This is a genomic window from Salinivibrio sp. MA427 (assembly GCF_001996115.1).
Taxonomy (GTDB): domain Bacteria; phylum Pseudomonadota; class Gammaproteobacteria; order Enterobacterales; family Vibrionaceae; genus Salinivibrio; species Salinivibrio costicola.
On the sequence record NZ_MUFH01000428.1, the window covers coordinates 1 to 1,667 of the forward strand.

Genomic DNA, 1,667 nt, shown 5'->3' on the forward strand with positions numbered 1-1,667 from the left:
ATTAGTACAATCCTCGTCGGCCACCACCGGGATTGTGATCGTATTAGCGGGACAAGGCTTTATTTCGTTGGAAAGTGGGATCGCACTTGCCATGGAGGCTAACGTCGGGACCTGCGTCACCGCATTATTGGCCGCCATCGGCAAATCTCGCGAAGCCAAGCAAACCGCCAGTGTTCATATTCTCTTTAACATTATTGGCGTATTCATTTGGTTGCCAATGATCAGCACGCTCAGTGATTGGAGTGTCGCGCTTTCGCCGATTCACCCTGATTTAACCGGCGTTGAACGATTAGGTGCTGAGCTCCCGCGCCAAATCGCGAATGCGAATACGTTATTTAACGTCGTGAATACACTTATTATGCTGCCATTCGTGGGAGGATTTGTTTGGCTCGCAAAAAAAATCATACCAAAAACGCCTAAACCAACGATCAGCGAACGGCCGATTGTCGCACCGAAATACTTGTCGAAAGAACTATTGATGACGCCAGACATTGCTATGGACCAGGCGCAGCTTGAGATAGGTCGCATTGGGCGTAGAGTTTGTAACATGATGAATGCCCTACCGCCTCTAACCTCAAAACTGGCCACGCAGCAAGAACAAAGCGCTGCCGTGGAGGCGCTGGGGAAAATAGAGACTCTAGAACAACAAGTAGATATTCTACACGGGCATATTTTGTTTTACTTAGGACGACTGCGTAAAGAGCCACTTTCACAGGTACAAAGTGATCGTCAAATCATGCTGATCAGTGTGACCGACCAACTCGAAAGCATTGCGGATCTGATTGAAGACACCTTAGTTCCCATCATGGATAAATCACTTCATGCGGAGATTAGCATCAGCCCTGAAATGCAATCAACGCTTGATGAAATCCAAGATAAGGTGACGCATGCGTTACTTGATAGCGTGAATGCGATTCGACGTGGGGATACGCAACGGGCTAAGCGGGTACTAAACACCAAACGTACCCTTAACGCGCTATTGGATAAAGTACTGGCTCATCAAGCAGAGCGTTTGGTCGAGCATAACCCCAATCGTCTTCAACTGTTTAGTATTGAAATGGAGTGGACCGAATCGCTCAAGCGCGTCTATACCGTGACCAAACGTATTGCCAAGTTGCACCTGCGTGAAAAAGAAACGTAATGATGAATAAGTAGCTGATAAGACAAACAAAGTGGAACTAAGCCCTAATATTTGGGCTTAATTCGCCAAAAATATCGAGAAAATCGTTATAAAAGCTCCGCCCAAATTAAACTAGGAGCTTGAAATGTCTTATGAATTTCCTTCCCGTCCCAAGCCTCTTTCGGCACTTATCGCGCTTGCCGCGCTAAGTAGCACCAGTGCATGGGCTAGCGAGTCATGCGAGGTCGCCGATTTAGCAGCCAGTGCTAGCCCTATCCAAGTGATTGCGAATGCAGATCGCAGCTGCTTTACAAGCTGGTACGATACCCAATCAAGCCGTTATGATTCCGTTTACCAAGAAGCCTTTGTCCGCAAAGTCGCTCAGCGACTAGAGCAAACCGTCACGCAATATCAAGGTCAAGCAACGCAAGCACGCCAAATCGCCAACCTCACTGAATATATTCGCGCAGCTTATTACGTCCGCTTTTATGGTGACACAGACCAAGCTGATTATTCTGATAAGCTTGACGAAGCATTGGCGCATACC

General features: G+C 47.5%; 2 protein-coding genes. Both read left to right on the forward strand.

Translation table 11 applies throughout. From position 1 onward, the window contains the following. A partial coding sequence (locus BZG79_RS15290; protein WP_199878038.1) for a Na/Pi symporter occupies positions 1-1,141 on the forward strand: 1,141 nt, incomplete at its 5' end. Positions 1,142-1,265: 124 nt separating this feature from the next. Beyond that, a partial coding sequence (locus BZG79_RS15295; RefSeq protein WP_199878040.1) for a M9 family metallopeptidase N-terminal domain-containing protein occupies positions 1,266-1,667 on the forward strand: 402 nt, incomplete at its 3' end.